Source organism: Streptomyces sp. NPDC001816 (assembly GCF_042892235.1).
Lineage (GTDB): Bacteria > Actinomycetota > Actinomycetes > Streptomycetales > Streptomycetaceae > Streptomyces.
The window spans coordinates 71,524-95,491 of record NZ_JBIATY010000017.1 but is presented as its reverse complement, the minus strand read 5'-3'; the positions used below and the strand labels follow the sequence as shown (position 1 = coordinate 95,491).

Annotated in this window: 22 protein-coding genes and 1 pseudogene; 15 read left to right on the top strand and 8 right to left on the bottom strand. The window is 72.3% G+C overall.

What is annotated here, in order from left to right; translation table 11 throughout:
* Positions 1 to 26 precede the first annotated feature (26 nt).
* Both ACFYZZ_RS41105 and ACFYZZ_RS41100 read right to left on the bottom strand, forming a co-directional pair.
* On the bottom strand, positions 27 to 809 hold the full coding sequence (locus tag ACFYZZ_RS41105; RefSeq protein WP_389187857.1) for an ABC transporter permease: 783 nt from the start codon (positions 807 to 809) through the stop codon (positions 27 to 29).
* The gene (locus tag ACFYZZ_RS41100; protein WP_389187854.1) at positions 806 to 1,762 is read right to left on the bottom strand and encodes an ATP-binding cassette domain-containing protein; all 957 of its coding nucleotides are present in this window, start codon (positions 1,760 to 1,762) and stop codon (positions 806 to 808) included. The genes ACFYZZ_RS41105 and ACFYZZ_RS41100 overlap by 4 nt, the downstream gene beginning before the upstream one ends.
* Before the next feature lie 63 nt (positions 1,763 to 1,825).
* On the opposite strand from ACFYZZ_RS41100, the gene ACFYZZ_RS41095 reads away from it, so the two are divergent.
* Positions 1,826 to 2,536 (top strand): TetR/AcrR family transcriptional regulator, encoded by a 711-nt coding sequence (locus ACFYZZ_RS41095; RefSeq protein ID WP_389187851.1) that lies wholly within the window; start codon positions 1,826 to 1,828, stop codon positions 2,534 to 2,536.
* A 290-nt stretch (positions 2,537 to 2,826) separates the two neighbouring features.
* On the opposite strand, the gene ACFYZZ_RS41090 is transcribed toward ACFYZZ_RS41095, so the two are convergent.
* Genes ACFYZZ_RS41090 through hmgA form a run of 3 tightly spaced genes read right to left on the bottom strand, consistent with a single transcriptional unit; the run spans position 2,827 to position 6,149 of the window.
* Positions 2,827 to 3,990, bottom strand: coding sequence for a type ISP restriction/modification enzyme (locus ACFYZZ_RS41090; RefSeq protein ID WP_389187848.1), 1,164 nt, complete (start codon positions 3,988 to 3,990; stop codon positions 2,827 to 2,829).
* A gap of 26 nt (positions 3,991 to 4,016) precedes the next feature.
* Entirely contained in the window at positions 4,017 to 4,766 is a 750-nt protein-coding gene (locus tag ACFYZZ_RS41085; protein WP_389187844.1) for a GntR family transcriptional regulator, read from the bottom strand.
* Positions 4,767 to 4,811: 45 nt separating this feature from the next.
* Positions 4,812 to 6,149, bottom strand: a complete 1,338-nt coding sequence (gene hmgA / locus ACFYZZ_RS41080; protein WP_389187841.1) for a homogentisate 1,2-dioxygenase — start codon at positions 6,147 to 6,149, stop codon at positions 4,812 to 4,814.
* Between the two features lie 155 nt (positions 6,150 to 6,304).
* On the opposite strand from hmgA, the gene ACFYZZ_RS41075 reads away from it, so the two are divergent.
* The 11 genes and pseudogenes from ACFYZZ_RS41075 to ACFYZZ_RS41025 all read left to right on the top strand — a co-directional run bounded on the left by ACFYZZ_RS41075 (position 6,305) and on the right by ACFYZZ_RS41025 (position 18,977).
* Positions 6,305 to 6,838, top strand: coding sequence for a hypothetical protein (locus tag ACFYZZ_RS41075; protein WP_389187838.1), 534 nt, complete (start codon positions 6,305 to 6,307; stop codon positions 6,836 to 6,838).
* Between the two features lie 187 nt (positions 6,839 to 7,025).
* Positions 7,026 to 7,643 (top strand): TetR family transcriptional regulator, encoded by a 618-nt coding sequence (locus tag ACFYZZ_RS41070; RefSeq protein ID WP_386574610.1) that lies wholly within the window; start codon positions 7,026 to 7,028, stop codon positions 7,641 to 7,643.
* 120 nt (positions 7,644 to 7,763) lie between these two features.
* Positions 7,764 to 10,004, top strand: coding sequence for a molybdopterin oxidoreductase family protein (locus ACFYZZ_RS41065; RefSeq protein WP_389187835.1), 2,241 nt, complete (start codon positions 7,764 to 7,766; stop codon positions 10,002 to 10,004).
* A 123-nt stretch (positions 10,005 to 10,127) separates the two neighbouring features.
* Positions 10,128 to 11,522, top strand: coding sequence for a CitMHS family transporter (locus ACFYZZ_RS41060; protein WP_389187832.1), 1,395 nt, complete (start codon positions 10,128 to 10,130; stop codon positions 11,520 to 11,522).
* A gap of 241 nt (positions 11,523 to 11,763) precedes the next feature.
* Positions 11,764 to 12,896 (top strand): annotated as a pseudogene (locus ACFYZZ_RS41055) (MFS transporter); the annotation flags it as partial.
* Positions 12,897 to 12,998: 102 nt separating this feature from the next.
* Positions 12,999 to 13,685 (top strand): hypothetical protein, encoded by a 687-nt coding sequence (locus ACFYZZ_RS41050; protein WP_389187829.1) that lies wholly within the window; start codon positions 12,999 to 13,001, stop codon positions 13,683 to 13,685.
* On the top strand, positions 13,672 to 14,373 hold the full coding sequence (locus ACFYZZ_RS41045) for a class F sortase (protein WP_389187826.1): 702 nt from the start codon (positions 13,672 to 13,674) through the stop codon (positions 14,371 to 14,373). The genes ACFYZZ_RS41050 and ACFYZZ_RS41045 overlap by 14 nt, the downstream gene beginning before the upstream one ends.
* Positions 14,374 to 14,589: 216 nt before the next feature.
* Positions 14,590 to 15,930, top strand: coding sequence for an ABC transporter ATP-binding protein (locus tag ACFYZZ_RS41040; protein ID WP_389187823.1), 1,341 nt, complete (start codon positions 14,590 to 14,592; stop codon positions 15,928 to 15,930).
* Positions 15,931 to 15,949: 19 nt separating this feature from the next.
* Positions 15,950 to 16,399 carry a DUF3574 domain-containing protein gene (locus ACFYZZ_RS41035; RefSeq protein ID WP_389187820.1) on the top strand — a complete coding sequence of 150 codons (450 nt, stop codon included), beginning with the start codon at positions 15,950 to 15,952 and terminating at the stop codon, positions 16,397 to 16,399.
* 91 nt (positions 16,400 to 16,490) lie between these two features.
* Complete coding sequence (locus ACFYZZ_RS41030; RefSeq protein ID WP_389187817.1) at positions 16,491 to 17,879, top strand: aldehyde dehydrogenase family protein; 1,389 nt, start codon at positions 16,491 to 16,493, stop codon at positions 17,877 to 17,879.
* Positions 17,880 to 17,894: 15 nt separating this feature from the next.
* Positions 17,895 to 18,977 (top strand): Zn-dependent alcohol dehydrogenase, encoded by a 1,083-nt coding sequence (locus ACFYZZ_RS41025; RefSeq protein WP_389187814.1) that lies wholly within the window; start codon positions 17,895 to 17,897, stop codon positions 18,975 to 18,977.
* Between the two features lie 3 nt (positions 18,978 to 18,980).
* On the opposite strand, the gene ACFYZZ_RS41020 is transcribed toward ACFYZZ_RS41025, so the two are convergent.
* The 3 genes from ACFYZZ_RS41020 to ACFYZZ_RS41010 form a co-directional block, all read right to left on the bottom strand.
* Entirely contained in the window at positions 18,981 to 19,913 is a 933-nt protein-coding gene (locus ACFYZZ_RS41020; protein ID WP_389187811.1) for a DMT family transporter, read from the bottom strand.
* 330 nt (positions 19,914 to 20,243) lie between these two features.
* Entirely contained in the window at positions 20,244 to 20,957 is a 714-nt protein-coding gene (locus tag ACFYZZ_RS41015; protein ID WP_389187808.1) for an ArsR/SmtB family transcription factor, read from the bottom strand.
* Between the two features lie 46 nt (positions 20,958 to 21,003).
* Positions 21,004 to 21,645 carry a TetR/AcrR family transcriptional regulator gene (locus tag ACFYZZ_RS41010; RefSeq protein ID WP_389187805.1) on the bottom strand — a complete coding sequence of 214 codons (642 nt, stop codon included), beginning with the start codon at positions 21,643 to 21,645 and terminating at the stop codon, positions 21,004 to 21,006.
* 90 nt (positions 21,646 to 21,735) lie between these two features.
* Between ACFYZZ_RS41010 and ACFYZZ_RS41005 the strand changes: the two genes are divergently transcribed.
* The 3 genes from ACFYZZ_RS41005 to ACFYZZ_RS40995 all read left to right on the top strand — a co-directional run bounded on the left by ACFYZZ_RS41005 (position 21,736) and on the right by ACFYZZ_RS40995 (position 23,952).
* On the top strand, positions 21,736 to 22,887 hold the full coding sequence (locus ACFYZZ_RS41005; protein WP_389188050.1) for an acyl-CoA dehydrogenase family protein: 1,152 nt from the start codon (positions 21,736 to 21,738) through the stop codon (positions 22,885 to 22,887).
* 60 nt (positions 22,888 to 22,947) lie between these two features.
* Positions 22,948 to 23,235: a YiaA/YiaB family inner membrane protein gene (locus ACFYZZ_RS41000; RefSeq protein ID WP_041665905.1), complete on the top strand. Its 288-nt coding sequence runs from the start codon at positions 22,948 to 22,950 to the stop codon at positions 23,233 to 23,235.
* Positions 23,236 to 23,328: 93 nt separating this feature from the next.
* The gene (locus ACFYZZ_RS40995; protein WP_389187800.1) at positions 23,329 to 23,952 is read left to right on the top strand and encodes a TetR/AcrR family transcriptional regulator; all 624 of its coding nucleotides are present in this window, start codon (positions 23,329 to 23,331) and stop codon (positions 23,950 to 23,952) included.
* The last annotated feature ends 16 nt before the right edge of the window (positions 23,953 to 23,968 follow it).

Genomic DNA, 23,968 nt, shown 5'->3' with positions numbered 1-23,968 from the left:
TGACCGGCGACTTTGTCAGCAGTGGGTCATCGCTCGCCGTGCGCGTACCGGTGTACGGCGAGCGGCAGGAACACGGCGATCAGGACGAGGCTCCACAGCAGCGCCCCGGCGACGGGGTGAGCCACGGGCCAGGCGGAGTCCGCCGGGACCCGCGCGTTGCCGAACAGCTTCCGCAGGGCGGTGGTCACCGCGCTGATCGGGTTCCACTCGGCGAGCGTGCGCAGCCAGCCGGGCAGGTTGCCGGTGGGAATGTAGGCGTTCGACAGCAGCGGCAGCACGAAGGAGGAGGCGCCGAGCTGCCCGGCGGCGTCCTCGCTGCGGGTGAGCAGCCCGAGGAAGATCCCGGCGCAGGTGCAGGCGAACCGGAAGAGCAGCAGCAGACCCACGGCTCCGGCGGCCGCGGGCGCGGAGCCCTCGATCCGCCAGCCCACCGCGAGCCCCACCAGCAGCAGGGGCACGGTGCCGAGGGTGGTGACGACGAGGTCCGCCACCGCCTGCCCGAGCGGTACCGCGGCCCGGCTCACCGGCATCGTGCGGAAGCGGTCCATCACGCCCCGGTGCGTGTCCTGGGCGGCCTGGAACATGCCCGTCATGAGGCCACCGGCGGCGGTCGCGACCAGCAGGCCCGGCACGAGGAAGGAGCGGTACTCGCGGCCGGGCATCGCCAGGGCGCTGCCGAAGACGTAGCCGAAGAACAGCAGCATGTTGACCGGCATCAGCTGGGTCAGCACGGCGAGGCCGGGGTTGTTGCGGACCCGGCGCAGCTGCCGGCCCGTCATCGCCAGTCCGTCGTGGGTCAACGCGCTCATGCCACCAGCTCCCTGTCGTCGGCGGACTCCCCGGTGAGCCGCAGGAAGACGTCGTCGAGGGTCGGCGGCCGCAGACTCGCGTCGAGCAACGGCACCCCGGCCGCGTCGAGTTCGCGCACCAGGCGGGGCAGGGTGAGGGTCGGATCGGTGGTGACCGCGCCGACCGCGTTGCGCTCACGGTCGAACACGGGTGCGGAGCCGGTGAGTTGGTCGAGCACGGCGGCCGCGTCCGGCAGCCCGTCGGCGTGTGCGACGACGGCCTCGGCGTACGACCCGATGAGCGCCTTGAGTTCGGCGGGCGAGCCGGTGTGCGCGACGCTGCCCCGGTCCACCAGGGCGATGTCGTCGGCGAGTTGGTCGGCCTCCTCCAGGTACTGCGTGGTGAGCAGCACCGTCGTGCCGTCCGCCTTCAGGTCGCGCACCGCCTCCCAGATGCGGGTGCGGCTGGCCGGGTCCAGTCCGGTGGTCGGCTCGTCGAGGAAGAGCACGTCGGGCCGGCGGATCAGGCTCGCCGCGAGGTCCAGCCGGCGCCGCATGCCGCCCGAGTAGGTGGACGCCCTGCGGTCCGCGGCCTCGGCCAGCCCGAACCGCTCCAGCAGCTCGTCGGCGCGGCCGGCCGGGCCCCGCACCCGGTGCAGCCGCGCGAACAGCCGCAGGTTCTGCCGGCCGGTGAGGTCCCCGTCGACCGAGGCGTACTGCCCGGTGACCCCGATCCGGCTCCGTACCGCGGCCGGGTTCCGCACCAGGTCGTGCCCGGCGACCCGCGCCGAACCCGCGTCGGGCCGCAGCAGCGTGGTCAGCAGCCGTACTGCCGTCGTCTTCCCCGCGCCGTTCGGACCCAACAGCCCGCACACCGTGCCCTGCCCCACGGCAAGGTCGAGCCCCCGCAGGGCGTGTACAGCGCCGAAGCGCTTCTCCAGCCCCTCACTGAGTACAGCGTACGTAGTAGTCATGTCGCGGCCATACCGCACTACGTACGCCGTACGTAACTACGATGGTGGCCGAGGTGATGATCGATGGCAGTCCGAGGGGTCGTCCCCGAAGTGATCTGGGCGCGCCCCGAGCGCACGGGCCGGGGCCCGAAGCCGGCGTACACGCGCGACGACGTCGCGGCGGCGGCCGTCCGGATCGCCGACGCGCAGGGACTCGACGGGGTCTCGATGCGGCACGTCGCGGCCGAGCTGGGCTGCGGCACCATGTCGCTGTACAACTACGTCCCCCGCAAGGAGGACCTGTACGAGCTGATGATGGACGCCGTGAGCGCGGAGCACGTCCCGTGGGAGCCCAGCGGGGACTGGCGGGCGGATCTGCTCCGGGTGGCCCACGAGACGCGCGCGCTGATGCACCGCCACCCGTGGGTGCCGCGCCTGATGTCCCCGGTCTACGGCTTCAGCCCGCACGCCCTGCGCTATCTGGAGCACTGCCTGGCGTGCCTGGACCCGCTGGAGGTGTCCAACGGCACCAAATTGGAACTGATCGCGATGCTGAACGGCGTGGTGACCACGTACGTCCGCAACGAGTTCGACACCGCTGAGCGGGTACGTGCCCTGCCCTGGTCGGAGGACGAGGAGAACACGGCCCGCGCGGCGTACCTGACCGGCCGGCTCGCCTCCGGCGCCTATCCGAGGATGGCGGCGGCGTTCACGGAGGATCCGGGGCCGGTTGATCTGGAGGCGGTTTTTCAGAGGGCGTTGGAGCGGGTGTTGGATGCGTTTGCGCGGCGCTAGCTTGCGTGGTTTGGCGGGTGCGGCTGTGTGGGGGCTGGTCGCGCCCATGCGGCGGAGCCGCATGTCGATACGGCCCCGCGCGCCCTTGGGAGTTGCCGTGAGGCTGCCTTGATCGGATCGGTGGCTCGATGCTGGACAAGGAGCGCGCTGAGCGCCAACTAATCGATCGTCAGCCCGCGCGCCCAGATCGAGATCGAGCGGATGATGCCCGTCTGGGATCCGTCCCGGCCTCGCCGTGCCAAGGATGTCGAGGACATCGCACGGCTGCGGGCCGCCCTGGACAAGCCGCGCTAGAGCAGCGCGAACTGGCCCTCCGGGCCCTCCTCGTGGTGGTCCAGGACCGAGGCGGGGCGGTGGGAGGAGTCCGGGGCCGGGAGGATGTCCGCCTTGCGGAGGTCGGTCGCGGTGATCGTCGAGGTCGGCTTCAAGTCGGCCCGCTGTGGGCGGAGTTCCGACAGCAGGGCCAGGACCGTGATCAGTTCGAGGAGTTCGGAGGTCCAGGGCTGGGGCCAGGCGGTCGGGCGGATGGCGGCCAGCGTGCCCGGCTCGGGCGGGGTCGTGCGGGCGGCGAACCAGGTCTCCAGGACGCGGGCTCCCGACACCTCGTAGTCCCAGGCCTCCGGTGGGACGGGGGAGATGCGGCCCTCGTCGAGGTGGAGGGTCTCCGCGTCGCGGTCGTAGTCGAGGGTGAGAGGGCGGGTGGGGAGGGGGGCGCGGACGTACGGGCGGCGGCCGCCGGGGAGTTTGGGGCGGTCGCCGTCGCGGCGCATCAGCCACAGCATGCGGTGGCCCAGCTCGACGCCCCCGGACCAGAGTTCCGTGTCCTCGGTGAGCGGCACGGTGAGGTCGGGGCGGATCGTCGCCAGGATCCAGGCCAGTACGTCCGGCGGGGTGGGGCGAGTGCCGAGGCGGGTGGAGAGGTGGTCCAGCAGGCCCGGTGCCAGGTTGGGTTCCGTGCCGTTCGGGCGGCGGTAGAGCGGGCGGATACGGCCTGTGCGGAGGGTGGGGAGGAGGGAGGTTGCCAGGAGAGGGGTGTGCTCGGGTGTCTCCGCGCCTGTCTCCACCACGAACACCTGGTGTTCGTCCGCCACCCGCCACAACTCCGGGCGGGCCGTGTCGATCAGCCGGTGGTCGGGGATCAGCCACTGCTCGTCGAAGGGCGCCGCCAGGACCCGTACCGGCTCGGCGCAGGGGCCATCGGCGCGCGCCAGCCGCTCCGTGCCGGTGGACTGGCCGGGCAGCTGCCCCACCGCGGACTGCGGTGTGCGGGAGCGGGTCGGCTCGAACAGGGCCTCCCGGTCCGGCCCCTCGGCCTTGAGCAGGGCGTCCCAGCGGGCCTTCAGGGAAGCCGCGTCGGGTGCCGTCGGCCAGGCGCGGCCCGGCCGCAGCGGTGCGACGGACCACGGCATGAGGTCCGCGAGCAGCGGAGCGTCGTCGCGCGTCACGCTGGGCATGGTACGGCCTGCCTCCGGTCGCCGGGTCAGGTGGCGTCCAAGGTCACCGTGAAGGAGAAGCGGTCCCCCCGGTAGTGGATGACCGCCACGTCCAGGACCCGGCCCTCGGCGTCGTACGTCACGCCCGTGTAGTGCAGGATCGGGCTGAGCAGCGGCACCTCCAGCAGGCGGGCGGTCTCCGGGTCGGCGAGCCGTGCCTCCACGGTGTCCGTGATGCGGCTGATGTCCGCCCCGACGACATCCCGCAGCACCTTCGTCATCGGCCAGCGGACCAGGTCGTCCAGGTCGATGCGCGCGGCCAGTTCGGGGCGCACGTGGTTGAGGGCGTGGTTGGTCGGCTCGCCGGTCGTCTCGTCGCTGCGCAGACGGTGGTACGTCGCCACCTCCGTGAGGTCCGGGAAGTGCTCGGCGAGATCGGCCGGCACGGGGGTGCTGCCGTGGTCCAGCAGCTCGGTCGTCATGCCGGACTGCTGGGCCACGATCGCGTCCACCGAGCCGAGAAGCCGCACCGGAGCACCGCGCCGCACATCCGGCTCGATGAACGTGCCGCGCCGCCGGTGCCTGCTGATCAGCCCCTCGTCCTCCAGCTCCTTCAGCGCCTGCCGCATGGTCAGCACGCTGACCCCGTAGTGCTCGGCCAGCTGCTCCTCGGTGGGCAGGCGCAGCGGATCCCGCGGCGAGCGGCCGAGTATCGAGGCGCGCAGCGACTGCGACACCTGGTACCACAGCGGCAGCTTGCGGTTCAGGACGATCGAATCCGGAGCGAAGGAGGTCACATGGCTATCCGTACCTGTTGAGGAACGTCCGGTGCAACGCGGGTGTCACAGCGCGCGGAAGTGACGCTCGAGTCCCTGCCACACGTCGTCGTAGCGCTGCTGGAGGTGGTCCGCCCCGGCCGCGTGCGGGGTGAGCGTCACCGGCCAGCGCGTCTCGAACATGAACGCCAGCCCGTCGTCGACCTTCTGCGGCTTCAGTTCGGCGGCGCTCGCCTTGTCGAAGGTCTCCCGGTCCGGGCCGTGCGCGGACATCATGTTGTGCAGCGAGCCGCCGCCCGGCACGAAGCCCTCCGCCTTGGCGTCGTAGGCGCCCTCGACGAGGCCCATGTACTCGCTCATCACGTTCCGGTGGAAGTACGGCGGCCGGAACGTGTCCTCGCCCACCAGCCAGCGGGGCGCGAAGACCACGAAGTCGACGCCGGCCAGGCCCGGGGTGTCCGACGGGGAGGTCAGCACCGTGAAGATCGACGGGTCCGGGTGGTCGTACGAGATGGTGCCGATCACATTGAAACGGCGCAGGTCGTAGACGTACGGCACATGGTTGCCGTGCCAGGCGACCACGTCGAGGGGCGAGTGCTCGTACGTCGCCGTCCAGAGGTTGCCGCAGAACTTGTTCACGACCTCCACCGGGCCCTCCACGTCCTCGTACGCGGCGACCGGCGCCCGGAAGTCCCGGGCGTTGGCGAGCCCGTTGGCGCCGATGGGCCCCAGGTCGGGGAGCTGGAAGGGCGCCCCGTAGTTCTCGCACACATAGCCGCGCGCCGTCGGGCTCTGCCCGCCGTCAGATGCAGCGTCCAACAGCTCCACACGGAAGCGCACCCCACGCGGAATCAGCGCCACATGGGCCGGTTCCACATGGAGCCTGCCGAACTCGGTGTGCAGCAGCAGCCCGCCGCGCTCCGGCACAATCAGCAGCTCTCCGTCGGCGTCGGAGAAGACCCGCTCCATCGAGGAGTTGGCATGGTACAGGTGCACGGCCATGCCGGTGCGCTGGCTCGCGTCGCCGTTGCCGCCGAGGGTCCACAGGCCCGCCAGGAAGTCCGTGCCGGCCGGCGGCTCGGGGAGCGGGTTCCAGCGCAGCCGGTTGGGGTCGGGCACGGTCTCGGTGAAGGGAGCGGTGCGGATCGCGCCGTTGTCGGTCCGGGTGAACGCCGGGTGCGCGGCCGACGGGCGGATGCGGTACAGCCAGGAGCGGCGGTTGTGCGCCCGCGGCTCGGTGAAGGCCGAACCGCTCAGCTGCTCTGCGTACAGGCCGAGCGGCGCGCGCTGCGGCGAGTTGCGGCCCTCGGGCAGGGCGCCCGGCACTGCCTCCGAGGCGTGTTCATTGCCGAACCCGGACAGATACGACAGGCCCTCGGCGGTCTTCCGTGCGTCCCCGCTCATGATCGCTCCCTTGCGCTTCTCATTCCTATGCATCACCGTAGGAATGAGCGCGGGCGGGCGCAAGAGGGCGCCGGGTCGTCCTCCCTCCGGGGGAGGGGCCGGAACCAGACTTCAGGGGGATTCGGTTGGCGGAACGTTGTTCTAATCTCCCCGGCATGTCGTGGACGTCGTGGAGGCGCAGAGCCCTGACCCTGCTCTCGGTCTGCGTCCTGCTGCCGCTCGGGGCGCAGGGCTGCGGGACCAGTGAGGCGCACGGGGATGCCGGTGCCATCTCACCCTCGCCGGTGGGCAAGGTCCTGGATGACACGGACGAGGCCGGCCGGCATCTGCGCGAGGTCGGCAAGGAGGACGCGCCCGAGGTCGGCGTCGAGGTGACCCCGGACGCGGCCGGCGGCTGGGACGTCAGGCTGAGGCTGCGCCACTTCCGTTTCTCCCCGGCCGGCGCGCGGTCGAAGGCGGTCCACGGGCGCGGCCTTGCGTCCCTCTTCGTCGACGGCCGCCGGGTGGCCCGGCTGGACGCACCCGAGTACCACCTGGCCCCCCGCCTGTTCCCGCACGGCACCCACCACGTCACCGCCCGCCTGTACGCCGACGACGGCACGGTGTGGGCCGTGCACGGCAAGCCGGTCCAGAGCACCGCCGACATCACGGCGTCCGGCGCGGAGACGGGGTCGGCGGCGACCCCCTGACGAGTGCGGGCGGCCGATGATGCGTGCGGGCGGCCTCTGGCGAGTGCGGGCGGCCCCTGATGCGTGCGGGCGGCCCCTGGCGAGTGCGGGCGACCTCTGACGAGTGCAGGTGACCCCTGATGAGTGCAAAGGGCACCCTTTTCCGTACTGGGGGGCGAGGTTCACCGGACTCCGGCGGAAAGGCATCATGAAGCCCGTGCCCCACGCGACATCGCTTCGTCGCGCGCCTGTCCAGCGGCGCAGCGCCGAACGGCTGACCAGGATCCTGGATGCCTGCGCCGACCTCCTCGACGAGGTCGGCTACGACGAGCTGAGCACCCGCGCGGTGGCCCTGCGCGCCGGAGTGCCCATCGGCTCGGTCTACCGCTTCTTCGGCAACAAGCGGCAGATGGCCGACGCCCTCGCCCAGCGCAATCTGGAGCGGTACACCGACCGCGTCACCCAGCGCCTCGGACAGGCGCAGCGGGGCGACTGGCGGGGTGCCATGGACGCCGTACTGGACGAGTACCTGAGCATGAAGCGCACCGCGCCCGGCTTCTCCCTCGTCGACTTCGGCAACCAGATCCCGGTCGGCGCCCGCCAGGCCGAACCCAACACCCGGGTCGCCGACCGCCTCACCGACCTGCTCTCCGGCTACCTCGGCCGCACCCCGGACGACGAGCTGCGACGCGTCTTCCTGGTCGCCGTGGAGAGCGCGGACACCCTGGTGCAGCTGGCCTTCCGGATCGACCCTCAGGGCGACGAGGCGATCATCCACGAGACACGGGAACTGCTGCGGGCGTACCTGGGACGTGTGCTCGACTGAGCCTTCGTAAGGATCCCGGTGACGACAAAGGGCTCCCCTCCATGCCTACCGGTCGGTATGCTCGCCCGAGCCCGCCTGTGCCCCAGCGGTACGGCCGCCGCCGACCCTCCGGGAGGACCCGTGTCCCGCACCGCCCTGCGAATCTGCCCCCTCTGCGAGGCGACCTGCGGGCTGACCCTCACCATCGAGGGCACCCGTGTCACCGGCGCCCGCGGCGACCGCGAGGACGTCTTCAGCAAGGGGTTCATCTGCCCCAAGGGCGCCTCCTTCGGCGCCGTCGACGGCGACCCCGACCGGCTGCGCACCCCGCTCGTCCGCGAGGACGGCGCCCTGCGCGAGGCCACCTGGGAGGAGGCCTTCGACGCGGTCGCCGCGGGCCTGCGCCCGGTCGTGGAGCGGTACGGCGCCGACGCCCTCGGCATCGTCCTCGGCAACCCCAACGTGCACACCATGGCCGGCGCCCTCTACCCGCCGGTCCTGCTCGGCGCGCTGCGCACCCGCAGCCTGTTCACCGCCTCCACGGTCGACCAGATGCCCAAGCACGTCTCCAGCGGGCTGCTCTTCGGCGATGCCAACGCCATCCCGGTGCCGGACCTCGACCACACCGACCACCTGCTCCTCATCGGCGCCAACCCCCTGGAATCCAACGGCAGTCTGTGCACCGCACCCGACTTCCCCGGCAAGCTCAAGGCCCTCCGCGCCCGCGGCGGCCGGCTCACCGTCGTGGACCCGCGCCGCACCCGCACCGCGAAGCTCGCCGACCGGCACATCGCCGTCCGGCCCGGCGCCGACGCCCTGCTGCTCGCAGCGCTGGCCACCGTGCTGTTCGAGGAGGACCTGACCGACCTCGGGGACCTCGGCCCGCACGTCCAAGGACTGCCCGAACTCCGCGACGCCCTGCGCGAGTTCACTCCCGAGGCCGTCGCCGAGGCGTGCGACGTCGAGCCCGGCCTCATCCGCACCCTCGCCCGCGAACTCGCCGCCGCCCCCACCGCCGCCGTCTACGCCCGCATCGGCAGCTGCACCGTCCCGCACGGCACCCTGGCGAGCTGGCTGGTCGACGTCCTCAACATCCTCACCGGCAACCTGGACCGGCCGGGCGGCGCCCTGTTCCCGCAGGCCGCCACCGACAGGACGCCCCGCCCGGCGGGCCCCGGACACGGCTTCACGCTCGGCCGCTGGCACTCTCGCGTACGGCAACTGCCGGAGGCCAAGGGCGAGTTGCCGCTCTCCGCGCTCGCCGAGGAGATCGACACCGCCACCGAGGCGGGCGAGCCCGTCCGGGCGCTCGTCGTGGTCGCGGCCAACCCGGTGCTGTCCGCCCCCGACGGCCGGCGCCTCGACAAGGCCCTGGACTCGCTGGACTTCATGGTCAGCGTCGACCCCTACCTCAACGAGACCTCCCGCCACGCCGACGTCGTACTGCCCCCGCCGCCGCCCGCGCAGAGCCCGCACCACGACTTCGCCTTCAACACCCTCGCCGTCCGCAACCAGGTCCGCTACAGCCGCCCCGCCGTCCCCCTCGAACCCGGCCGCATGGCCGAGACCGAGATCCTCGCCCGGCTGACCCTGGCCGCGATCGGCATGCACGGCGCCGACCCGGGCGCGGTCGACGCGATGGTGATCGAGCAGACCCTCGGCAAGGCCGTCCAGGAGCCCCACTCCCCGGTGCACGGCCGCGACCCGAAGGAACTCGCCGACCTGCTCACCGGGGACACCGGCCCCGAGCGCCGGCTCGACCTGATGCTGCGCCTCGGCCCCTACGGCGACGGCTTCGGCGTACGGCCCGACGGACTGAACCTGGACCGGCTGCTCGCCCACCCGCACGGCATCGACCTCGGCCCGCTGCGGCCCCGGCTGCCGCAGCCGCTGAAGACCGTGAGCGGCAAGGTCGAGCTGCTGCCCGAGCCGATCGCCGGCGACCTGCCCCGGCTCCGGGCGGCCCTGCGCGAGCGCCCCGCGGGGCTTGTCCTCGTCGGCCGCCGCCATCTGCGCTCCAACAACAGCTGGATGCACAACGTGCCCGCCCTCACCGGCGGCAGCAACCGCTGCACCCTGCACATCCACCCCGAGGACGCGGAGCGCCTCGGCGTGCGGGACGGGGCGGACGTACGCGTGAAGGGGGCCGGGGGAGAGGTGGTCGCCCCCGCCGAGGTCACCGACGGCGTCCGGCCGGGCGTGGTGAGCCTGCCGCACGGCTGGGGTCACGACCGCCCCGGGACCCGGATGAGCCATGCGGTCCGGGAGCCCGGTGTCAACGTCAACCAGCTCCTCGACGGCAGCCTGCTCGACCCGCTGTCGGGCAACGCGGTCCTCAACGGCGTGCCCGTCGAGATCGCCGCGCTCGCCGCACAGCTGTGACCTGGAGTTTTGCGCTTATTGCTCGCGCGTCAACGTCTTGTTAACGCCGTTTGACGCGACCTAACGTCGTCGCACCGCCAGCCCCAGGTGGGATGTTCAAGGGCGAACGTTAGGTATCCACTCATGTTGACCATCCTCGGCTTCGCCATGATCGCGACCTTCCTGGTCCTGATCATGCTGAAGAAGATGTCGCCGATCGCGGCGCTCGTGCTGATCCCGGCACTGTTCTGCGTCTTCGTCGGTAAGGGGGCGGGGCTCGGCGACTACGTCATCGACGGCGTCACCGGCCTCGCCCCCACCGCGGCGATGCTCATGTTCGCGATCGTCTACTTCGGTGTGATGATCGACGTCGGCCTCTTCGACCCGATCGTCCGGGCGATCCTGAGGTTCTGCAAGGCCGATCCGCTGCGGATCGTCGTCGGAACGGCCGTCCTCGCCGCGATCGTGTCGCTCGACGGCGACGGCTCGACCACCTTCATGATCACGGTCTCGGCGATGTACCCGCTGTACAAGCGCCTGAGGATGAGCCTGGTCGTGATGACCGGTGTGGCCGCCATGGCCAACGGCGTGATGAACACGCTGCCCTGGGGCGGTCCGACCGCCCGGGCCGCGACCGCACTGAAGCTGGATGCCGGCGACATCTTCGTGCCGATGATCCCGGCGCTCGCCGTGGGCCTGCTGTTCGTCTTCGCCCTCGCCTACGTCCTCGGCCGCCGCGAGCGGAAGCGGCTCGGCGTGCTGACGCTGGACGAGGTACTGGTGGAGGAGACCCGCACGGAGACCGTCCTGGTCGGTGCCGGCACCGGCAAGGGCCCCCGGAGCAGCGGTGGTTCCGGCACCGGAGCGGACCTGCCCGAGGAGCACGAGGGCGAGCGCTTCCAGGGTCTCGACCCGAACCGCGCCACCCTGCGCCCCAGGCTCTACTGGTTCAACGCGCTGCTCACGGTCGCCCTGCTCACCGCCATGATCATGGAGTGGCTGCCGATCCCGGTGCTGTTCCTGCTCGGCGCCGCGCTCGCGCTGACCGTCAACTTCCCGCACATGCCGGACCAGAAGGCCCGCATCGCCGCCCACGCCGAGAACGTGCTCAACGTCTCCGGCATGGTCTTCGCCGCCGCCGTCTTCACCGGCGTCCTCCAGGGCACCGGCATGGTCGACCACATGGCCAAGTGGCTGGTGGACAACATCCCCGCCGGCATGGGCCCGCACATGGCCTTCGTCACCGGCGTGCTGAGCATCCCGCTCACGTACTTCATGTCCAACGACGGCTTCTACTTCGGCATCCTGCCGGTGCTCGCCGAGGCCGGTCAGGCGCACGGCGTCTCCTCCGTCGAGATCGCCCGCGCCTCGCTCGTCGGCCAGCCGCTGCACATGTCCAGCCCGCTCGTCCCGGCCGTGTACGTTCTCGTCGGCATGGCCAAGGTCGAGTTCGGCGACCACACCAGGTTCGTCGTGAAGTGGGCCGCCCTGACCTCCCTGGTGGTGCTCGGGTCAGGGATCCTCTTCGGCATCATCTGACCAGCAGAGGGAGGATGTACTCATGAGGCCCGGTAAGAACCGCGGCTGGCTGCTCCGTCTCGTCATCGCATTCGGCCTCGCGCAGGCGGCGGTGTCGATGGCCCGCCCCGCCGTCTCCTACCGGGCCCAGGGCCTGCCGTCAAAGCTGCCGCCTGCCGCGCGGCGTCTGGCACGCACGCTCGCACGCACCAGACACCGCGCGGCCCGCCCTGCGGGCGGACGACGGCAGCTTTGACGGCAGGCCCTCGCCCTGGGCGCCGACGAGCGCGCGGTCGGCGTCATCGCCGGTGTGTACGCCCTGCTCCCGCTCTTCGCCGCCGTACCGCTCGGCCGGCGCACCGACCACGGCCGCTGTGCACCCCTGCTCCCGGTGGGCGTGGTCCTCGTCTCCGGCGGCTGCGTCCTGAGCGGAGTCGTCAACTCCCTGTGGGTGATGGCCCTGTGGAGCGGAGTGATGGGGCTCGGCCACCTGTGCTTCGTGATCGGCGCCCAGTCCCTGGTGGCCCGCCAGTCCGCGCCGCACGAACAGGACCGCAACTTCGGGCACTTCACCATCGGCGCCTCCCTCGGCCGGCTCATCGGCCCGGTCGCCGCGGGCGCCCTGATCAGCGGCCCCGACATGGCGGGCAGCAGCGCGCTGGCGCTCGTGGTGGCGGGCGCGGGGGTGCGGTCGCGCTCACCTCGATGTGGCGCATCGAGGACCGTACGGCGGTCAACTCCCGTTCCCCGCAAGGCGGCCGGGTGCCCGTCGGCGGGATCCTGCGCGCCCGGGGCGTGCCTGCGGGCATGCTCATCAGTCTCTCCGTGCTCTCCGCCACCGACATCCTCACCGCCTACCTCCCGGTGGTCGGCGAGCACCGGGGCATCGCCCCCTCGGTGATCGGCGTCCTGCTCAGTCTGCGCGCCGGGGCCACCATCGCCTGCCGTCTGGTCCTGACCCCGCTGCTCCGGCTGCTCGGCCGGCCCGCGCTGCTCACCGTGACCTGCCTCCTCGCGGCCGTCCTGTGCGCCGGGGTGGCCCTGCCCGTGCCGGTGTGGGTGCTCGGCCTCATGCTCACCGTCCTCGGTTTCTGCCTCGGTGTCGGGCAGCCGCTGTCCATGACGACGGTCGTCCAGGCCGCCCCCGAGGGCGCCCGCTCCACCGCGCTCGCGCTGCGGCTGACCGGCAACCGGCTCGGTCAGGTCGCCGCACCGGCCACCGCGGGCCTGGTCGCGGGCGTGGCGGGGGTGGCCGCGCCGTTCGTGATGCTCGGGGCGTTGCTGCTGCTGTCGTCGGGGGTGGCGCTGCGGTCGCCGGGGCGGCCCGAAGGGCCGGGACGTGCGGAGCGGGAGCGGCCCGGGCGCTCGGCATTGCGCCGCACGAGCGATATCTGACGACGCGCCGGGCGTCGATGCCGCGGGGCGCGGTGCTCGTGAAGCAGAGTCCAGGCGAACGAGCGATTTGTATGAAAATCTTCTGAACTCGGAGGAATGCGCATGCCCACCCTGACACTCCCACGTGCCGTCGGCTCCCGCGCGAGCGCCACTGTCGTCCTCACAGCCCTCGCCGCGAGTGGAGCATCCTGGGTGGCGGCGCCGACCGCGGTGGCCCAAGGGGAAAACGGCGACATCAGGGTCCACCGGGTCTACGCGCTTCCCGGCACGGGGAAGGAGGAGTCGCAGGTCTGCCGGTTCTATCTCGACGCCGTCAACTTCGACACCCTCTCCAGCATCGCCTACACCATCACCCCGCAGCCCCCGCTGCCCACGGCCGCCACCGTCACCGGCGCCATCCCGCTCGCCGGCGGCGCCGGACACACCGACCCGCTGGGGCTGGCGGACGGTCAGTACAAGGTCACCTGGATCGTCTCGGGTGCCACCAAGGAAAAGGTCTTCCGCGTCAACTGCCGCGAGCTGAGCAAGGACGACGCGGCGCACGGTCCGGGCCAGATCGAGGACCACCAGCAGAACAACCAGCAGAACAACCAACAGGGCGACCCCTGGGGCCAGGGCGGCGACCACAACGACCCCCCGAAGGGCGGTGTGCACGCGGGCGCCGGCGGCCTCGTCGACACCTCGGGTGCGTTCTCGCCCGTGGCCGCGGCCGCGGCTGTCGGACTGGTTGCGGTCAGTGGAGTGGCGTACCTCCGGCTGATCCGCCGACGGCCGCATGGCGCCGCGTAGGCGCAGACGCAGGCCGTGGCACAGGACCCGCGCCTACCGTCTCGTCAGGACGGCCCTGCTCGCCACCGTCCTGGTGACGGTGGGGGTCCGGTGCGGCGGAGCCGGCGGACCGGCCGCCTCCCTCCAGGCGGGCGGCCCGGCCGCCGACCCGGGCTCCGCCCGCACCGACGGGCGGGGCGCCGGCCGGGAGGATCCCGCCCCGGCCCGCCCGACGCCCCCGCCCCGCCCGCTGCCCCGGTCCCGCCCGACATCCCTCCGTATCCCGTCCCTCGGGATCGACGCGCCGGTCATCGGGCTACGGCTCGACCGGAACCGGCAGCTGGAGACACCACCGCTCGGCCGGCCGAAGGAGGTCGGCTGGTACCAGGGCGGTGCCACGCCGGGCGAGTCCGGCATCGCGATCGCCGTCGGCCACCGCGACACCAGGACCGGCCCCGCCGTCTTCGCCGCACTCGCCCAGGTGAAGCCCGGGAAGCCGATCGAGGCCAAGCGGGCGGACGGCCGTACCGCCGTCTACACCGTGGACCGGGTGAAGGTCTTCGACAAGGCCGACTTCCCCGACAAAGAGGTGTACGGCCCGGTCCGCCGCCCGGAGCTGCGCGTGCTCACCTGCGGCGGCCTGTTCAGCCGGCGCACGGGCTACTCGAGCAACGTGGTGGTCTTCGCCCACCTGACCGCGACCAAGTGACCGCACGGCGCGCACGGCGGTGACCGCACCCGGCGACCCGAATCCCGCCGTCCGTTTCCGCCCCTGCCAGGGGCGCGGCGTCCGATGTCGCGCCCCGTCTTCCCCGGCCGAGCACATTCCGTTAACTTCCGTGACCCACAGGCCTCGTACGACCCGCACGCGGCCTTCTGACCCACGGAGCAGCGGCGCTCCGGACAGCCCCCGGGGGCACCAGCCATGACACGCGCCATCTCTCTGCACGACGTGAGCAAGTCCTACACGCGGGGCACCCGCGTGGTGGACCGGCTCTCGCTGGACATCGCACCCGGCGAGTTCCTGGTCCTGCTGGGCCCCTCCGGCTGCGGCAAGTCCACCGTGCTGCGCATGATCGCCGGCCTGGAGGAGATCGACGAGGGCGAACTGCTCCTCGACGGCGAGTACGCCAACGAATGGCAGCCCTCCGACCGGCACATCGCGATGGTCTTCCAGAACTTCGCCCTCTACCCGAGCATGACCAGCCGCGACAACATCGGCTTCCCGCTGCGCATCGAGGCCCCGGGCGCCGACCCCCGCCCGCGCGTGGAGGCGACCGCCCGCATGCTCGGCATCGAGGACCTGCTCGACCGCTTCCCCAGCCAGCTCTCCGGCGGCGAACGCCAGCGCGTCGCCATGGGCCGGGCCATCGCCCGCCACCCCTCCGCGTTCCTCATGGACGAGCCGCTGTCCAACCTCGACGCCAAGCTCCGCAACCACTTAAGGGCAGAAATATCCCAGCTCACCCGGGAGCTGGGCGTGACCACGGTGTACGTCACCCACGACCAGGCCGAGGCCATGTCGCTCGGCGACCGGGTCGCCGTCCTGCGCGGCGGGGTGCTCCAGCAGGTCGGCAGCCCGCGCGAGGTCTACGCACTGCCCCGCAACGTCTTCGTCGCCGCCTTCATCGGCACCCCGCGCATCAATCTGCTGCGCGGCCTGGTCCGCGCCCCGCTGGACGGCGCCATGACCATCAGCCTCGGCAGACAGGCGCTGCGCCTGCCCGAACCCCTCTCCCTCGACCACCGGTTGCTGCGCGTCCAGCAGGGCCGTGAGGTGATCGTCGGACTGCGCTCGGAGGCGATCCGGATCGCCAAGCCCGCCGCCGCCCGGCCCGGGGAGGTGCCGATCAGCGGCCTGGTGGAGCACGTGGAGTTCCAGGGGCACGAGGTCCTCGTCCACTTCAACACCGGTTCGAGCCCGGCCGTCGTACCGGAGCTGGAGGCCCCGCGCCCGTCCGGCCGACCCGCGCGGCGCCGCCGCCGGGACGGCTCCACGGTCCTGGACCGGCTCAGGGAGCGGGCCGGTGCCCTGCGCGCCGGGCCGGTCGTGGTCCTGGAGGACCCGCCGGACGACGGCCCCGCACCCGTGCCTGTGGAGGGCCGGCTGCCCGGCGACCTGGTCGTGCGCACCACCCCGGACATCCGGCTCCGGCACGGCATGCAGGTCCCTCTTCTCGTCGACATCGCCCACCTGTTCGTCTTCGACCAGCACGGCGAACGCATCAGCCCGTCCCCGGCGCGGCTGCCGGACCTGGAGGAGTGAGCCCGTTAGGCGTGGGGGCATGCGCAATCACCTCACCTCCACCCGTGCCGCCCTCACCGCGGCCGGTCTGCTGCTGGCCGCCGCGCCGACCGCGTACGCCACGCTCGCCACCCCGGACTCGGCCGCGCACACCCGCGCAGAGCCGTACGTCGAGACCCGGCTCTTCTTCGGCACGGCGCGCCCGGACGGCGGTCCGGCCGTCACCGACCGGCAGTTCATGACCTTCGTCGACAAGGAGGTCACACCCGGCTTCCCGGCCGGGCTCACCGTGCAGAGCGGGCGCGGGCAGTGGCGCGACGCGCACGGCACCATCGAGAAGGAGCGGTCGTACGAGCTGATCCTGCTGTACCCGCAGGGGCGGGCGGACGCGAGCGACCGCAGCATCGAGGACATCCGGCGCGCCTACGAGAAGGCTTTCGGCCAGGAGTCCGTGGGCAGGGTGGACGAACGGGCGCAGGTCGACTTCTGATATCCCGGGGACGTCCGGTCCTGTATGGCGCCTGAAAACTAACGCCGCTAGTTTGTTGCCGGACGACATAGCCCTGCCGGGAGGAAGCAGCATGAAGGCACACGACGGCCTGTACATCGACGGCGCCTGGCGCCCCGCCGAGGGCCGGGACGTGATCGAGGTCGTGAACCCGGCCGACGAGCAGGTCATCGGCCGGGTCCCGGCCGGGAGCGCCCTGGACGTGGACACCGCCGTACGCGCCGCACGCGCCGCCCTCCCGGCCTGGGCCGCCACACCCCCGGCCGAGCGGGCCGCGCGCCTGGCCGCGCTGCGGGACGCGCTCGCGGCCCGCAAGGACGAGATCGCCGAGACGGTCACCGCCGAACTGGGCGCCCCGCCGCAGTTCGCGCAGGCGGTCCACGCCGGCGTGCCGATCGCCGTCGCGGGCTCCTACGCCGACCTGGCCGCCACCCACTCCTTCGAGGAGAAGGTCGGCAACTCCACCGTCCTGCACGAGCCGATCGGCGTCGTCGGCGCGATCACCCCCTGGAACTACCCGCTCCACCAGATCGTCGCCAAGGTCGCCCCGGCGCTCGCCGCGGGCTGCACGCTCGTCCTCAAGCCCGCCGAGTACACGCCGCTCACCGCCCAGCTCTTCGCCGAGGCGGTCCACGAGGCGGGCGTCCCGGCCGGTGTGTTCAACCTCGTCACCGGCCTCGGCCCGGTCGCCGGACAGGCGCTCGCCGAGCACCCGGGCGTCGACCTGGTCTCCTTCACCGGCTCCACGGCCGTCGGCCGGCAGATCGGCGCGGTGGCCGGCGCGGCCGTCAAGAAGGTGGCGCTGGAGCTGGGCGGCAAGTCCGCCAACGTCATCCTGCCGAGCGCCGACCTCGCCAAGGCCGTCAACGTCGGCGTCGCCAACGTCATGTCCAACTCCGGCCAGACGTGCAGTGCCTGGACCCGGATGCTGGTCCACCGCGACCGGTACGACGAGGCCGTCGAACTGGCCGCCGCGGCCGCCGCCAAGTACGGCGAGCGCATCGGCCCGGTCGTCAGCGCCAAGCAGCAGGCACGTGTGCGCGGTTACATCGAGAAGGGCGTTGCCGAGGGCGCCCGTCTGGTCGCCGGCGGCCCCGAATCCCCGCGCGAGAAGGGCTGCTTCGTCAGCCCGACGGTCTTCGCGGACGTCACACCGGAGATGACGATCGCGCAGGAGGAGATCTTCGGCCCGGTCCTCACGATCCTCCGCTACGAGGACGAGGAGGACGCCCTGCGCATCGCCAACGGCACCGTCTACGGTCTCGCCGGCGCCGTCTGGGCCGCAGACGAGGCCGAGGCCGTCGCCTTCGCCCGCCGCATGGACACCGGCCAGGTCGACATCAACGGCGGCCGGTTCAACCCCCTCGCCCCCTTCGGCGGCTACAAGCAGTCCGGCGTCGGCCGGGAACTGGGCAGCCACGGGCTCGCCGAGTACCTCCAGACCAAGTCCCTCCAGTTCTAAGGAAGTCCACGACCCATGGCCGTACGAGCCGCCGTCCTGCCCGCCATCGGCGCCCCGCTGAAGATCACCGACATCGAGCTGCCCGAGCCGGGCCCCGGACAGGTCCGCGTCCGCCTCGCCGCCGCCGGTGTCTGCCACTCCGACCTGTCCCTGTCCAACGGCACCCTGCGGGTACCGGTCCCGGTGGTCCTCGGCCACGAGGGCGCCGGAACGGTCGTGGCCGTGGGCGAGGGCGTCACCCACGTGTCGCCCGGCAGCCCCGTGGTCCTCAACTGGGCGCCGTCCTGCGGCACCTGCCACGCCTGCACGCTCGGCGAGGTCTGGCTGTGCGCCAACGCGCTGAACGGCACCGCGGACGTCTACGCCCGCACTGCGGACGGCACCGACCTCCACCCCGGCCTGAACGTCGCCGCGTTCGCCGAGGAGACCGTCGTCGCCTCCTCCTGCGTGCTGCCCCTCCCGGAGGGCGTCCCGCTCACCGACGCGGCCCTCCTCGGCTGCGCCGTCCTCACCGGCTACGGCGCCGTCCACCACTCGGCCAAGGTCCGGCCGGACGAGAAGGTCGCCGTGTTCGGTGTCGGGGGAGTGGGCCTGGCCACCCTCCAGTCCGCGCGCATCGCGGGCGCGTCCCGCATCATCGCCGTCGACGTCTCCCCGGAGAAGGAGGAACTCGCCCGCGCCGCCGGCGCCACGGACTTCGTCCTCGCCTCCGACACCACCCCCCGCGAGATCCGCGCCCTCACCGACAAGCAGGGCGTCGACGTCTCCGTGGAGTGCGTGGGCCGCGCGGTCACCATCCGCGCCGCCTGGGAGTCCACCCGCCGGGGCGGCCGTACGACGGTCGTCGGCATCGGCGGCAAGGACCAGGAGGTCACCTTCAACGCCCTGGAGATCTTCCAGTGGGGCCGCACCCTGTCCGGTTGCGTCTACGGCAACACCGACCCGGCCCGCGACCTGCCGGTGCTCGCCGAACACGTACGGGAGGGCCGGCTCGACCTCTCGGCCCTGGTCACCGAACGGATCGCCCTGGAGGGCATCCCGGCGGCCTTCGAGAACATGCTGGCGGGCAAGGGCGGCCGGTCCCTGGTGGTGTTCTGACGCTCAGCCGACCTTCTCGGGTCGCGGCTCCCCGGCCGCGACCCGCCGGGTCCGCCCGCGCACCCGGGACCGGGACACCGCCACGCCCGCGAGGCACAGCACCCCGCCCACCAGCGTGAGCAGCCCCGGCACCTCGCCGAGCGCCAGCCACGACATCAGCACGACCAGGGCCGGAACGGCGTACGTCGTCGCGCCCATCCGGCTGGCGGTGGTGCGGGCGAGGGCGTAGGCCCAGGTGGTGAAGGCGAGCGCGGTGGGAAAGACGCCGAGATACACCATGTCGAGGGTGGCCGAGACCGGCGCACGGGCCGCCTCCCGCACCAGCTGTCCGGCGAACGGCAGGCAGACCACGGCCCCGACGAGGCACCCGTAGGTCGTCACCTGCAGGGCACTTGCGTGCCCGAGGGCCGGCTTCTGCGCAACGACCCCGGCGGCGTAGGCCGCCGCCGCGAGCAGACACAGCACCACCCCGAACACCGAGGATCCGCCCCCGGCCGACATCGACAGCCCCACGGTCACGGCACCGGCGAACGACACGGCCATCCCCGCCAGCAGCCGGGGCGGCATCGGATCGCCGAGCAGCCTGGCACCGAGCAGGGCTATCAGCAGCGGGCCCACGTTCACGACGAGAGCGGCGGTGCCCGCGTCCACCTGCTGCTCACCCCAGTTCAGGACCACCATGTAGAACCCGAACCACAGCACCCCGGACAGTCCGATACCCCGCCACGCACTCCTGGGCGGCGGCCCCTCCCGCCGTACGACACAGATGACGCCCAGCGCCACGACCCCCGCGACCAGCCGCCCGAGCGCGAGCGCCCCCGGCGAGTAGGCGTCCCCCGCGGTCCGGATCGCCACGAAGGCGGAGGCCCAGAGCACGACAGAGACTACGGCTGCGGCGGTGGCGAGCAGCTGTTGGCGTGGGGCGCTGTTCATCATGCTCCTGAGGCTAGGCAGCGAAGGGATTGCGAACTGGCGGGAATCGGACGGCGTTTCCGGTTGCCCGGTGCGCTGGCCGGGCGGGGGTGGGTCCGCTCACCGGCGCGGGCGGGGTGCCGCTGCGCCCACCCGTGCCGCCCCAGCGGCACGACTGCCCGCAGCTGCGCGGGAATGGCGGGCGCGCGGCTACAGCGCTTATGGAGCCGACGGCACCGCAACTCCCCAGGGGCGCGGGACTGTATCGATATGCGGCTCCGCCGCGTGGGCGCGACCAGCCACATCGCACCCGCACCCGGCACACCACACAACCCCCCACCCCCGTACCCGAACTCAACCCAACCCCGCCACCTCGATACCGAGCAACTCAAATAGCGCCCGCTCCCCCGACGGAGTCACCTTCACGGCCCGCTCGGAGCCGATACGCACGCACCAGCACGCATCCATCGCGTGTCGCCACAGTGCCGCCCCCGCCACCCCCGCGAGATGAGGTCGCCGCTCGGTCCAGTCGAGGCACGCCCGGGCCAGCGGACGCCGGGTCGACCGGTCGAGGGAGATTCCCGCCGTACCGAACCACTCCACGCCCGCGTCCGTCAGCGCGAACCCGTTGTCCTGCCGAAGCAGCCCGCGCGAAGTCAGCGCATCCGTGACCGCGATCCCGAGCCGTCCGGCGAGATGGTCGTAACAGGTACGGCCGCGAGCCATCGCGGAGCGGGCGCTCGATTCCCGCAGGGTGCGGCCAGGGTGCCGTAGAGCCGCCGCAGGCACGTGCGCCGCGAGGTCCTCGACGAGCTGTGCCACGCGGGCGTCGGCCAGCCGGACGTATCGGTGGCGGCCCTGTCGTTCCTCGGTCAGCAGTCCGCCCCCGACCAGCTTGCCCAGGTGCTCGCTCAGTGTGGACGCGGCGACCCCGGCATGCCGGGCCAGTTCCCCGGCGGTCCAGGCCCGCCCGTCGAGGAGCGCGAGCAGGCATGCGGCCCGGGTCTCGTCGGCGACCAGCGAGGCGAGTGCGGCGAGGCCGGCGGCCCGGGAGTCCTTGGTGGTCATGGCTTCAGCATGCGGCACCGACATTTCGGCGCCGGCCGAAGTGTGCTCACACGCTCTGCCGTACCTGCTCGTACTGCTGCGCCAGGCCGTCCAGCAGCGCGCTCAGTCCCGTCTCGAAGGCCCGCTCGTCGATCTTCTCCTGCTGTTCGGCGAGGAGGTGCGCCTGCCCGAGGTGGGGATAGTCGGCCGGGTCGTACGCGCTCGCGTCGTCCACGAAGCCCCCGGCGAAGGAGCCGAGCGCGGAGCCCATGATGAAGTACCGCATCAGCGCGCCGATGGACGTGGCCTGCGCCGGCGGCCAGCCCGCCGCGACCATCGCGCCGTACACGGCGTCGGCGAGTCGCAGCGCGGCGGGGCGGCGGCCGGGCCCGCGGGCGAGGACCGGGACGATGTTCGGGTGGTCGCGCAGGGCGGCGCGGTAGGAGACCGCCCAGTCGTGCAGCGCGGTCCGCCAGTCCCGGACGTCCTCGAACATCGACAGGTCCACCAGACCGCTCACCGAGTCGGCGACCGCCTCCAGGATCTCGTCCTTGGTGCGGAAGTGGTTGTAGAGCGAGGGCCCGCTCACCCCCAGCTCGGCGGCGAGCCGTCGGGTGGAGACGGCCGCCAGGCCCTCCGCGTCCACGAGTTCCCGTGCCGTCTCGACGATCCGGTCGGTGCTGAGGAGGGGCTTGCGCGGTCGGGCCATGGCGCACATAGTAGGGCTGCGACAGGAAACTAGCAGTGCTAATTTAAAGGTCCGGCTTTCAAGATCCATCTGGTGTGGGGCGATCTCGTGGTGAACCTGGGGCTCAGCGCCGAGCAGACCGCGGTACGGCAGCTCGCCCGGGACTTCGTGGAGCGCGAGGTCGCCCCGCACGTGGTCGCCTGGGACCGCGCCGAGGAGGTCGACCGGGGCATCGTGAAGAAGCTCGGCGAGGTCGGCTTCCTGGGCCTGACCATCGGCGAGGAGCACGGCGGTTCGGGCGGCGACCACCTCGCGTACTGCCTGGTCACCGAGGAGCTGGGCCGCGGCGACTCCTCGGTCCGCGGGATCGTATCGGTGTCCCTGGGGCTGGTCGCCAAGTCGATCGCGGCCTGGGGGAGCGAGGAGCAGAAGCGGCACTGGCTGCCGGGCCTGACCGCAGGGGAGTACGTCGGCTGCTTCGGCCTCACCGAGCCCGGCACCGGCTCCGACGCGGGCAACCTGACCACCCGTGCAGTGCGCGACGGCGACGACTACGTCCTGAACGGCACCAAGATGTTCATCACGAACGGCACCTGGGCCGACGTCGTCCTGCTCTTCGCCCGCTCCACCGACGCCCCCGGACACAAGGGCGTCTCCGCCTTCCTGGTCCCCACCGACACCCCCGGACTGACCCGCCGTGCCATCCACGGCAAGCTCGGCCTGCGCGGCCAGGCCACCGCCGAACTGGTCCTTCAGGACGTCCGGGTGCCCGCCTCCGCGCTGCTCGGCGAGGAGGGCAAGGGCTTCTCCGTCGCCATGTCCGCGCTGGCCAAGGGGCGGATGTCGGTGGCGGCGGGCTGTGTCGGCATAGCCCAGGCCGCGCTGGACGCGGCCGTGCGGTACGCCGGTGAGCGCGAGCAGTTCGGCAGGTCCATCGCCCATCACCAGCTGGTGCAGGAGCTGATCAGCGACATCGCCGTCGACGTGGACGCGGCCCGGCTGCTCACCTGGCGGGTCGCCGACCTCGTCGACCGCGGGCAGCCGTTCGCCGTCGAGTCCTCCAAGGCCAAGCTGTTCGCCTCCGAGGCGGCCGTCCGTGCCGCCAACAACGCCCTTCAGGTCTTCGGCGGCTACGGCTACATCGACGAGTACCCGGCCGGCAAACTCCTGCGCGACGCCCGCGTGATGACCCTCTACGAGGGCACCACCCAGATCCAGAAGCTGCTCATCGGCCGGGCCCTCACCGGGGTCTCCGCCTTCTGAGTACGTTCCTGAGTACTTCGGCGGATGTGGCGCAGGCCACGTCCGCCGATCCTTTCTCCTATGAGTGACACACCCGTCAAACAGCAGAGCACGGCTGCCTTCTACGGCCAGGCCGTCGCCTCCTTCGCGGTCGCCATGGCGGCCACCGCCATCGGCATCGCCCGTCTGGACGCCAGCGCCTGGGTGCGGGGCTTCCTGGCCATCGCCGTTCTCTACCTCGTCACGTCCGCCTTCACGCTCGCCAAGGTGATCCGGGACCGTCAGGAGGCGGGGCAGATCGTCAGCCGAGTCGACCAGGCCCGACTGGAGAAGCTGCTCGCCGAGCACGACCCCTTCGAAAAGCTGTGAAAACCAACGGCAGGCTCTGAGCGGGCACTCTAAGCGAGCGCTCACCTTCGGCGGTATGGTGGTGCTCCTGTCACCGAGAGGGGCGAGCGAGCGATGAGTACGGCGCAGGAGACGGCCGGCGGCGAGGTCGAGCCGTGGGAAGAGGTCACCCCTGAGGCGGCCCGGCGACTGCTGGTCGCCGCCGTGGAGGCCTTCGCCGAGCGCGGCTACCACGCGACGACGACCCGCGACATCGCGGGCCGGGCCGGCATGAGCCCGGCCGCGCTCTACATCCACTACAAGACCAAGGAAGAGCTGCTCCACCGGATCAGCCGGATCGGCCACGACAAGGCCCTGGACATCCTGCGGACGGCGGCCCGGCGCGAGGGCACGGCCGCGGAGCGGCTCGCCGACGCCGTCGGCTCCTTCGTCCGCTGGCACGCCGGGCGGCGCACCACCGCGCGGGTCGTGCAGTACGAACTCGAAGCGCTCGGCCCCGAGGCCCGCGCCGAGATCGTCGCGCTGCGCCGCCAGGTGGACGCCGAGGTGCAGGGGATCATCGAGGACGGTGTGGCCTCCGGCGAGTTCGATGTGCTCGACGTGAAGGGCACCACCCTCGCCGTGCTGTCGCTGTGCATCGACGTGGCCCGCTGGTTCACCCTGGACGGCCCGCGCACCCCCGAGGAGGTCGGCGCGCTGTACGCCGACCTCGTGCTGAGGATGGTGGGCGCCAAGTAAGGCGCCCCCCGGGGGA

Excerpts from the sequence above, each read along its gene's own strand:
- ACFYZZ_RS40995 (WP_389187800.1), top strand. The coding sequence starts at position 23,329 with ATGAGTACGGCGCAGGAGACGGCCGGCGGCGAGGTCGAGCCGTGGGAA.
- ACFYZZ_RS41015 (WP_389187808.1), bottom strand. The coding sequence starts at position 20,957 with ATGACCACCAAGGACTCCCGGGCCGCCGGCCTCGCCGCACTCGCCTCG.
- ACFYZZ_RS41020 (WP_389187811.1), bottom strand. The coding sequence starts at position 19,913 with ATGATGAACAGCGCCCCACGCCAACAGCTGCTCGCCACCGCCGCAGCC.
- ACFYZZ_RS41095 (WP_389187851.1), top strand. The coding sequence starts at position 1,826 with ATGGCAGTCCGAGGGGTCGTCCCCGAAGTGATCTGGGCGCGCCCCGAG.
- ACFYZZ_RS41090 (WP_389187848.1), bottom strand. The coding sequence starts at position 3,990 with ATGCCCAGCGTGACGCGCGACGACGCTCCGCTGCTCGCGGACCTCATG.
- ACFYZZ_RS41045 (WP_389187826.1), top strand. The coding sequence starts at position 13,672 with ATGGCGCCGCGTAGGCGCAGACGCAGGCCGTGGCACAGGACCCGCGCC.
- ACFYZZ_RS41100 (WP_389187854.1), bottom strand. The coding sequence starts at position 1,762 with ATGACTACTACGTACGCTGTACTCAGTGAGGGGCTGGAGAAGCGCTTC.
- ACFYZZ_RS41075 (WP_389187838.1), top strand. The coding sequence starts at position 6,305 with ATGTCGTGGACGTCGTGGAGGCGCAGAGCCCTGACCCTGCTCTCGGTC.
- hmgA (WP_389187841.1), bottom strand. The coding sequence starts at position 6,149 with ATGAGCGGGGACGCACGGAAGACCGCCGAGGGCCTGTCGTATCTGTCC.
- ACFYZZ_RS41035 (WP_389187820.1), top strand. The coding sequence starts at position 15,950 with ATGCGCAATCACCTCACCTCCACCCGTGCCGCCCTCACCGCGGCCGGT.
- ACFYZZ_RS41070 (WP_386574610.1), top strand. The coding sequence starts at position 7,026 with ATGAAGCCCGTGCCCCACGCGACATCGCTTCGTCGCGCGCCTGTCCAG.
- ACFYZZ_RS41010 (WP_389187805.1), bottom strand. The coding sequence starts at position 21,645 with ATGGCCCGACCGCGCAAGCCCCTCCTCAGCACCGACCGGATCGTCGAG.
- ACFYZZ_RS41105 (WP_389187857.1), bottom strand. The coding sequence starts at position 809 with ATGAGCGCGTTGACCCACGACGGACTGGCGATGACGGGCCGGCAGCTG.
- ACFYZZ_RS41030 (WP_389187817.1), top strand. The coding sequence starts at position 16,491 with ATGAAGGCACACGACGGCCTGTACATCGACGGCGCCTGGCGCCCCGCC.
- ACFYZZ_RS41040 (WP_389187823.1), top strand. The coding sequence starts at position 14,590 with ATGACACGCGCCATCTCTCTGCACGACGTGAGCAAGTCCTACACGCGG.
- ACFYZZ_RS41025 (WP_389187814.1), top strand. The coding sequence starts at position 17,895 with ATGGCCGTACGAGCCGCCGTCCTGCCCGCCATCGGCGCCCCGCTGAAG.
- ACFYZZ_RS41050 (WP_389187829.1), top strand. The coding sequence starts at position 12,999 with ATGCCCACCCTGACACTCCCACGTGCCGTCGGCTCCCGCGCGAGCGCC.
- ACFYZZ_RS41060 (WP_389187832.1), top strand. The coding sequence starts at position 10,128 with ATGTTGACCATCCTCGGCTTCGCCATGATCGCGACCTTCCTGGTCCTG.
- ACFYZZ_RS41000 (WP_041665905.1), top strand. The coding sequence starts at position 22,948 with ATGAGTGACACACCCGTCAAACAGCAGAGCACGGCTGCCTTCTACGGC.